Origin of the sequence: Psychrobacter sp. (assembly GCF_036731945.1) — a bacterium.
In the GTDB taxonomy this organism is placed as follows: Bacteria; Pseudomonadota; Gammaproteobacteria; order Pseudomonadales; family Moraxellaceae; genus Psychrobacter.
In genome coordinates, this window is record NZ_DAINDI010000070.1 from 5030 (window position 1) to 12806 (window position 7777).

Below are 7777 nucleotides of genomic sequence, written 5' to 3' on the forward strand. Positions count from 1 at the left end.
TCACCGAGCAGCTATATCAATCGCGATTTGTCTTTGTTGCAGTTTCATCTGCGAGTGCTGGCGCAGGCGGCCAGTCCGCGCCATCCTTTGTTAGAGCGCTTGTTTTTCCTCATTATCTTTTCTTCCAACATGGATGAGTTTTTTGAGATTCGCGTCGCCGGTATCATGCAAAAACTCAATATGGGTGATGTCTCAACCAGCGCTCATGGTATGCGCCCAAGCGAGGTGCTCAGAGAAATCTCTGCTGTCACTCATAAAGCCATCAGCGAGCAATACCGCATTTTAAATGAAGATATATTGCCAGCCCTGGCCCAAGAAGATATTCGCTACTTAAAACGTGATGAGCTAACTCCTGAGCAATCGGCGTGGATGAAGCAGTATTTTACCGAGCAAGTTTCACCAGTCTTGACGCCTATCAGTATTGACCCTGCACATCCGTTTCCACGCTTAGTGAATAAAAGCTTAAACTTTATCGCCACGTTAGAGGGCAAAGATGCCTTTGGTCGTGATATCAATCTTGCCATTGTACCAGCGCCGCGCAGCTTGCCGCGTGTCATTCGTTTGCCTGATGAGCTGACGGGTGGTAAAGAGCATCATGTGATGCTGTCGGCGGTGATTCATGAGCATATCGGTGAGCTGTTCCCGGGAATGAACGTCACTGGTTGTCATCAGTTTAGACTAACGCGCAATGCCGATTTGGATTTGGCAGAGGATGTCGATGATATTGCCAAGGCACTAGAGGGCGAACTTGAAAACCGCCGCTTTGGCGACAAGGTGCGTTTAGAGGTCACTACCGATTGCCCAGCGCCGATTAGCGATTATTTGCTCAATGAGTTTGAGCTACACGACAATCAACTTTACCGCGTCAATGGGCCTGTCAACTTAACGCGCTTGCTGTTTGATTTTAATATCCCAGCGCTACGCTATCAGCCTTTTACCCATGTCGTCCCCAAGCCGTTCCGCCGTGAAGTTGATAAGCTCGATAAAGCGACCAGTATGTTTGCCGCGATGCGTAAGAGCGATGTCTTGGTGCACCATCCGTTTCATGCGTTTTCACCGATTATCAATCTATTGTGGCAAGCAGCAAGTGATCCAAAAGTGCTCGCCATTAAGCAAACGCTATATCGTTCAGGCACCAATTCAGAAATCGTTAAAGCCTTAGCGGCGGCGGCGCGTAATGGTAAAGAGGTTTACGGTATCGTCGGTTACAAGACCCACGCCAAATTGATGCTTATCGTTCGCCGTGAAGACGATAAAATCCGCCGTTATGTGCATCTCGGTACGGGCAACTATCACGCGGCCAACGCCAAAGTTTATACCGATTATGGTTTATTTAGTGCCGACCCTGATATCTCAGAGGATGTGCACAAAATCTTCCAAGAGCTAACAGGCATGGGCAAACCTGCCAATCTAAAAAAACTCCTACATGCGCCGTTTACCTTGCATGAAAAGCTCATGAGTTTTATCGATGATGAAATTGCTCAAGCTAAAGCAGGCAAACGCGCTCATATTATCATCAAGGTCAATGCGCTGACCGAGCGCCGACTGATTGATAAACTCTATGATGCGTCGCAAGCAGGCGTTAAGATTGAGCTGATTTTGCGCTCCATGTGCTGCCTGCGCCCGCAAGTAAAAGATTTGTCCGAAAATATCACCGTCCGTTCTGTGATTGGCCGCTTTTTGGAGCATACGCGCATTTATTACTTTTATAATGCGGGCGATGAGCGCTTGTATTGCGGCAGCGCTGACTGGATGGACCGCAACTTATTCCACCGCGTTGAGGTGGCGTTCCCAATCGAAGACAAAAAGCTATTTAAGCAAATTTATCAAGATGGTTTAATCAACTATCTACAAGACAATACTCAAGCTTGGACGCTTGACGGTAATGGCGTTTGGCAGCAATTACAGCCAGCGGCAGATGAAACGCCGCATATCGCGCAAGAGCATTTATTAAAGGTCATTAACGGCGTTGGCGAGACAACTTAGACTATTTTTCAATAACCTTTTTCGATTCAATAAGCATTGAAAAGCCCAAATAAAAACCAAGCATCCGTATTTATCGGATCTTGGTTTTTTTATTTAACAGCGCTTATAAAGTTGCGGAATAAATTACTAAAAAAGTAGCGCACTGATGAAAAGCAAGTTACAAACTGTCGGCTAACCTCACATTTATTCACACATTGATACCGCAGTACACTGGTGAGCAGTCAAAAATTATTCTTATAATTAAGTCACACCTTGTCTCTGATAGACGGCAGTCTATATATCAATAATTTATAAAGAGCGAGCAAGGACAAGCTAATCATAGCTAGCACAATTTTATTATAAATAAATTATAAACAAGAGGAATTGCACCATGAGTAATACTAATAATGACACATCTGATGTAAAAAAAGCGGCAGAACAAGCAGATAGTCAACAAATCGAAAAAAACTTAGCAGATAACAAGCAAGTCGATAAACCAGAAAATCTAAGCGAAGCGCAAAAAACGCCTTTTATCGAAGATGATTTGCGTACTGATAAATAATAAAACTAATCTGTTGCTCTACAACAAACGCGAGGGACACGCCATGAAAGACTTTACCCAACCTAATGATGAAGAACCAGTACCAATTGATGATCCAGCGGCATTAAAACCAAAAAATCCTAAAGACAGTTACAAAGGTCGAAAGTACGAGCCGGATATTGACGGTCCAGAACAAGCTTCACAGGAAACCGATGAAGTATATGTAGACCCACGTAAGGAAGAAGATTTGCCACCCGGTGGCAAAAACGTCGCTGATTTAAACGCTTATGACTTGTCTCAAAAAAATAATGAGTAAATGTAAGAATGATAAGCGAATTTACCATAACGATAAAAATAATAATTTAAAAAACGATAAGGATATTATGATGCAAGCCAAAGATATGCCAACCAAAGAGCCTGAATTAACCAAAACTCGTATTCAGGAGACTGATATTCGAGAAACCGCTATTACAGAGAATGAGGTTCATTCATCTGTTGCTCATGATGAAATCGAAGACAATACCAGAGTCAATAAAGGTACCGATACCTTTAAAGAAGGTGTGATAGAAACAGAGCATGTAAACAAAAATGACAACCCTGCGCGTCAGCCAGATCGCCGCGATCAAGAAGGCAATGCCTTTGACGAGGGGGTTAATGAGCATACCACTAAGCCTGAAGCGGCAAAAAGCAACGATATAAACGATTTAAATCGCTACGCCAACGTCGATAATGCGCAAACACGCGTGCTAAATCCTGATGAAAAAGATTTCTAATAGTTAAGATTAAAAGTGCTTAGCGAGGCTAAGAGTGCTAGCAAATATAGATAGCTATTTTTTATATACTTATAATTATAAAGAGAAGGCTTATGACTATACAAAACGACAAGAACGTTAATGCTACGGACGTTAAGGATAGGGATGTTGATGTGAATCAGCAAAAGCTGAATCATCCAGAAGATAACCCTAATCTAAAAGATGCTGATGACAATAATGGTATCGTACCTGACGATGCCCTGCAAAAAGTCAATCCGGCAGAAGCAGAACGGTTGACGGATGACCACGATCCCCATCATGTGGTAAAAAATCACAAACAATATGATACTTCGATAACCGAAAGCGATAAATAATGGCTTTCAGAACAATAAAATATTGAATAAAATAAGAAACGGATAATTTATAGTGTCGTTTTAAGTAGTAAGATTTAAAAAGGTTTAACCCTTAGCAAGAATTTATACGCTAACGGTTAAACCTTTTTTATTTCAGGTGAAAATTAATAAGATGCTTAATTAACTAAGCAGGGTTACCACTATGAAAGCGTAGCTCGGTATCTGGACTTGATATCAGTTCTGCTTCAACTTCTTTAAAAAAGGCGACACGCTCGTCAATATTATCCTCAGCTAATGACTGCGCCAATGCCAAATAATCCTCAAAGTGGCGACTTTCTGATTTAAGTAAGTAGCGATAGTATTTCGCCAATCGTTCATCATTAATGACTTCCGCCAGCACCGCAAAACGCTCACAAGAGCGCGCCTCGATAAATGCCCCAATAATTAAGACGTCTACCATCGCCGCTGGCTCGTAGGTACGCTTATGCTTGAGCATGCCTTTGGCATAACGTCCAGCGCTCAGATACTTCCATGCTTGCCCGCGCTCATTCATGATGCCGAGCACTTGCTCATAATGCAGCATCTCCTCGCGTATCAATTGTGCCAATTTGCGCTGTAAGTCATAAGAAAACTCATAACGAAAAATTAAATTCATCGCCGTACCAGCCGCTTTTTTTTCGCAGTTGGCATGGTCTTGAATGATTAACGGTAAATCAGCAATGGCAGCATTGACCCAAGCTTGGGTGGTACGCGCGCCTAAGAATTCATAAATAGGCGATAGGTCTACTTTTAGTGGCGTTCTTAATTGCGCGATGTCGACACTGTCTTCTTGAGTACTGTCTTCTTGAGTACTGTCTTCTTGAGTACTGTCTTCATGATGATTTTCTTCGATTAAGGCTGCAAGGTTTTGGGTATTGATAGTCATAGTTTTATCGGATGTCATTAAGATTTATGGAGAAGTGGAATATTGAAAGTATTGATAAAATAGGTCTTTTAGCCGTGAATGTGTTGTATAGCGTCTAGGGTGATTTTTACTCTTATATATTGTCGCTACATAAATAACCATGAGGCATAGGTTGCTGTTGTAATGATTACTTCCCGTTTATGGAAGTAATTGTCTATATAGGTGCAAGCAAAGTATTTATGGTGCTTAAGGCTTATGTCCTATAGGGTATCATTTATAGACAGCCTAAGTATTTACTTGATGAATGGTCTTTCCTTGTTTATTTCATTATTTGATAGTAGGATGAGATTTTGCTTTTAGGATATTTTGTCTTACTATTATTGTCAGTGAATAAATAGCCAATCGATATTATATCAACTAACGATGCTAGCGCAAAAAGTAACGCTTAGCGCCCTAGCATTTGCTCAACACTGCTCTAAATAGTAGCAATATAGATAAGTAGCAATCCGGGATTAACACACTTCACGAACAGATAAGGATAACAATATGAGCCAGTCTTCTAACGCCAATCGTATTCAAAAGGGCATTCTTGCCATCGATAAGCAGATGTTCGATTTTATTGAAAACGAAGTGCTGCCGAAAGTCGGTGTTGATTCAGACAGCTATTGGTCAGGTTTTGAAAAGGTCATTAAAGAATTTACGCCGCGCAATAAAGCGCTGCTCGCGACCCGTGCCAAAATCCAACAACAAATTGACCAGTGGCATCTCGACAATCCTGCCAAAAATGGCGATATTGATTACCCAGCTTATAAAGCGTTTTTACAAGAAATCGGCTACTTACTACCAGAAGGCGATGATTTCAAAGTCAGCACCCAAAACGTCGATGACGAGATTGCCAATATCGCAGGCCCGCAGTTGGTGGTACCAGTCCGTAACGCGCGCTATGCATTGAACGCTACTAACGCTCGTTGGGGCAGCTTGTATGATGCCTTGTACGGCACAGATGTCATCAGCGATGAAAATGGTCAAGAAGCTAAAGGTGGCTATAACCCAACGCGCGGTGCCGCTGTCGTCGCCTATGCCAAAAAATTCTTAGATGAAAACTTTGCATTAGCATCAGGCTCATACACTGATGCCACTGGTTTTAAAGTTGTCGATGGCAAGCTTGAAGTTGTACAAGGCGACAGCAGCACTGAATTAAAAGATGCCGCTCAGTTTGCAGGTTTTGTCGGTGAGGCTGAAAACCCAACTGGTATTTTGTTAAAAAACAACAACCTACATGCTGAAATCCAAATCGATGGCAGCCACCCAGTGGGTAAAGACGATCCAGCTAACATCAAAGACGTATTACTTGAATCTGCTATCACGGCGATTCAAGATTGCGAAGACTCAATCGCTGCCGTTGATGCCGAAGAAAAAGTAGAAGTTTATCGCAACTGGTTTGGTTTGATGAATGGCGACTTGCAAGAAACCTTTGAAAAAGGTGGTAAAACTCGTACGCGTAAACAAAACCCAGACCGCGAATACACCACGCCAGATGGCGGCGCACTTATCCTACCAGGTCGCTCGCTACTCTTAATTCGTAACGTTGGTCACTTGATGCAAAACCCGGCTATCTTGGTTGATTTGGGTAACGGTCAAGAAGAGATCTTTGAAGGCTTAATGGACGGTCTGATTACTCCGCTATTGTCTTTAAATGATTTAAAAGGTAAAAACGAGCTATCAAACTCGCGCAAGGGCTCGATGTATATCGTTAAGCCAAAAATGCATAGCCCTGAAGAAGTCAAAATGGCGAACGATTTGTTTAACGCCGCTGAAGACTTATTAGGCTTAGAGCGTAATACCATTAAAATCGGTGTGATGGATGAAGAGCGCCGCATGACGGTTAACCTCAAAGAAGCAATTCGCCAAGCAAAAGAGCGCGTTATCTTTATCAATACGGGCTTTTTAGACCGTACGGGTGATGAGATGCATACCAGTATGAACGCTGGGCCCTTTGTCCGTAAAGGCGATATGAAATCGCAAGCATGGCAACCCGCTTATGAGCAGTGGAACGTTGATATCGGTTTAGAAACCGGTCTACAAGGCCACGCTCAAATTGGTAAAGGCATGTGGGCGAAGCCTGATGAGATGAAAGAGATGATGGAAAGCAAAATAGCGCACCCACAAGCGGGCGCTAGCACAGCTTGGGTTCCATCACCAACGGGCGCTACTTTGCACAGCATGCATTACCATGAAGTTAATGTTGCCGATGTACAAGACAGCCTAAAATCCCGTGAGCGTGCCAGCTTAGATGATATCTTGACCATTCCATTAGCTAAAGATACCAACTGGACAGAAGAAGAGAAGCAGCAAGAGCTTGATAATAACGCTCAAGGTATCCTAGGTTATGTCGTACGCTGGGTAAACCAAGGTGTTGGTTGCTCTAAAGTGCCAGATATCAATGATGTAGGTCTCATGGAAGACCGTGCAACCTTGCGTATCTCAAGTCAGCATATCGCCAACTGGTTGCATCACGGCGTGGTAAGCGAAGATCAAGTCATGGATACCATGAAGCGTATGGCAAAAGTCGTCGATGAGCAAAATGCGGGCGATAATGGCTATCAGCCAATGGCGAATAACTTCGATAATTCTTACGCGTTTAAAGCCGCCTGTGATTTGGTCTTTAAAGGTCGTGAGCAGCCAAGTGGTTACACTGAGCCATTATTGCATCAAGCGCGTTTAGACTTAAAAGCCAATACGCATTGCTAACTCCTTATTTATAAAAGCCACTTTAGGGCTACTTATCACTGTATAAGTAGCGCTTTAATAGCTGGCATGTGCGTGCTTATTTAAAACGATGTATAGTTCTACGTCGATTACTGATAAAAAGTTACCCCTATTTGCCAATGGCGAGTAGGGGTGTTTTTTTGTTTTTATCTAAATAGTCGTTAAACCTTAGGTTAAGCATGGGTTTTAGAATTTTTCGTCATGAAAGATTTAAAAATATGTTGCAAATTATGTCAAAGTTGTTATGCTTGTAATCGAAGTATGAGTTTGGTAACGGATGTTACGCAACAGAGCGATAAAGACCAGCATTTACATGGCAGTTACGATTCTAACACCAGTTATGTAAGTCATGGTTTTTTTCATCTTACGGTAATAGCACTTCGCCACACTTGTTTCTGACTAATCTCGGTAGCCAGTTACACATTATATCTTTGAGGATTTGTGACGATACCATATTGGGCATCGGCTAATAATAGCTCGCTCATTACTAAAA

7 protein-coding genes are annotated in these 7777 nt (G+C 42.5%); 6 read left to right on the top strand and 1 reads right to left on the bottom strand.

The annotated features are described in order from the left end of the window. The 5 genes from V7D75_RS12260 to V7D75_RS12280 all read left to right on the top strand — a co-directional run. Positions 1 to 1986, top strand: a 1986-nt coding sequence (locus V7D75_RS12260; protein WP_333614791.1) for a polyphosphate kinase, incomplete at its 5' end; no start/stop codon positions are given. Between the two features lie 370 nt (positions 1987 to 2356). Continuing rightward, on the top strand, positions 2357 to 2527 hold the full coding sequence (locus V7D75_RS12265; protein WP_333614792.1) for a hypothetical protein: 171 nt from the start codon (positions 2357 to 2359) through the stop codon (positions 2525 to 2527). Between the two features lie 43 nt (positions 2528 to 2570). Then, entirely contained in the window at positions 2571 to 2822 is a 252-nt protein-coding gene (locus V7D75_RS12270; RefSeq protein ID WP_068407143.1) for a hypothetical protein, read from the top strand. Between the two features lie 67 nt (positions 2823 to 2889). Continuing rightward, positions 2890 to 3279, top strand: coding sequence for a hypothetical protein (locus V7D75_RS12275; RefSeq protein ID WP_333614793.1), 390 nt, complete (start codon positions 2890 to 2892; stop codon positions 3277 to 3279). 92 nt (positions 3280 to 3371) lie between these two features. Then, positions 3372 to 3632 carry a hypothetical protein gene (locus V7D75_RS12280; RefSeq protein WP_333614794.1) on the top strand — a complete coding sequence of 87 codons (261 nt, stop codon included), beginning with the start codon at positions 3372 to 3374 and terminating at the stop codon, positions 3630 to 3632. Positions 3633 to 3795: 163 nt separating this feature from the next. On the opposite strand, the gene V7D75_RS12285 is transcribed toward V7D75_RS12280, so the two are convergent. Continuing rightward, complete coding sequence (locus V7D75_RS12285; RefSeq protein ID WP_333614795.1) at positions 3796 to 4536, bottom strand: tRNA-(ms[2]io[6]A)-hydroxylase; 741 nt, start codon at positions 4534 to 4536, stop codon at positions 3796 to 3798. A 525-nt stretch (positions 4537 to 5061) separates the two neighbouring features. Between V7D75_RS12285 and V7D75_RS12290 the strand changes: the two genes are divergently transcribed. Beyond that, positions 5062 to 7266 carry a malate synthase G gene (locus V7D75_RS12290; protein ID WP_333614796.1) on the top strand — a complete coding sequence of 735 codons (2205 nt, stop codon included), beginning with the start codon at positions 5062 to 5064 and terminating at the stop codon, positions 7264 to 7266. Positions 7267 to 7777: the final 511 nt, after the last annotated feature.

Bases quoted from the DNA above. Each gene is read 5' to 3' on its own strand.
- V7D75_RS12270 (WP_068407143.1), top strand. From the start codon at position 2,571: ATGAAAGACTTTACCCAACCTAATGATGAAGAACCAGTACCAATTGAT.
- V7D75_RS12290 (WP_333614796.1), top strand. From the start codon at position 5,062: ATGAGCCAGTCTTCTAACGCCAATCGTATTCAAAAGGGCATTCTTGCC.
- V7D75_RS12265 (WP_333614792.1), top strand. From the start codon at position 2,357: ATGAGTAATACTAATAATGACACATCTGATGTAAAAAAAGCGGCAGAA.
- V7D75_RS12280 (WP_333614794.1), top strand. From the start codon at position 3,372: ATGACTATACAAAACGACAAGAACGTTAATGCTACGGACGTTAAGGAT.
- V7D75_RS12285 (WP_333614795.1), bottom strand. From the start codon at position 4,536: ATGACTATCAATACCCAAAACCTTGCAGCCTTAATCGAAGAAAATCAT.
- V7D75_RS12275 (WP_333614793.1), top strand. From the start codon at position 2,890: ATGATGCAAGCCAAAGATATGCCAACCAAAGAGCCTGAATTAACCAAA.